This is a genomic window from Citrobacter sp. Cb080 (assembly GCF_030334745.1).
In the GTDB taxonomy this organism is placed as follows: Bacteria; Pseudomonadota; Gammaproteobacteria; order Enterobacterales; family Enterobacteriaceae; genus Citrobacter; species Citrobacter braakii.
Map to the genome: position 1 here is coordinate 1 of NZ_JAOWDG010000009.1, position 580 is coordinate 580.

The 580-nt window shown below is 52.1% G+C and carries 2 pseudogenes; one reads left to right on the forward strand and one right to left on the reverse strand.

Annotated features, from left to right (window positions below):
- Positions 1-9 precede the first annotated feature (9 nt).
- Positions 10-93: pseudogene (locus tag OGV38_RS25030) on the reverse strand (hypothetical protein); the annotation flags it as partial.
- Between OGV38_RS25030 and OGV38_RS00065 the strand changes: the two are divergent.
- A pseudogene (locus tag OGV38_RS00065) lies at positions 78-503 on the forward strand (transposase domain-containing protein); the annotation flags it as partial. The pseudogenes OGV38_RS25030 and OGV38_RS00065 sit on opposite strands and share 16 nt — an antisense overlap.
- Positions 504-580 lie beyond the last annotated feature (77 nt).

Genomic DNA, 580 nt, shown 5'->3' on the forward strand with positions numbered 1-580 from the left:
ATGTTCGTCTCATTCAAAAAACCTCCGCAACCCCATGTTTTCACATAACTGTTGCGTTGACCAATTGAATCTACAACCGCGCTCTTGATGCCAGACTCCCTGAACAATTCTCGTTAATCGGGAAACTCAGAGCGCAGTATCCTGTGGTCACACTTTGCCACGTGTTCGGGGTTCATCGCAGCAGCTACAAATACTGGGGAAAAAGCCCCGAAAAGCCAGACGGCAGGCGAGCTGTGTTACGCAGTCAGGTTCTGGAACTGCATAACATCAGCCATGGCTCTGCTGGCGCAAGAAGTATCGCGATTATGGCAACCCTGAAAGGCTTCAGAATGGGACGCTGGCTTGCCGGAAGGCTCATGAAAGAACCGGGTCTGGTGAGTTGTCAGCAGCCAACTCACCGGTATAAACGTGGTGGTCATGAACACACCGCTATCCCGAATCGCCTTGAGCGACAGTTTGCAGTGACAGAACCGAATCAGGTGTGGTGCGGCGATGTGACGTATAGTGTGCCCGGAGTTCAGGGCGGGCATGGATGCTTAAATGAACCGCGAGTCTGTCTGGAATATTGAACCGGTAACTC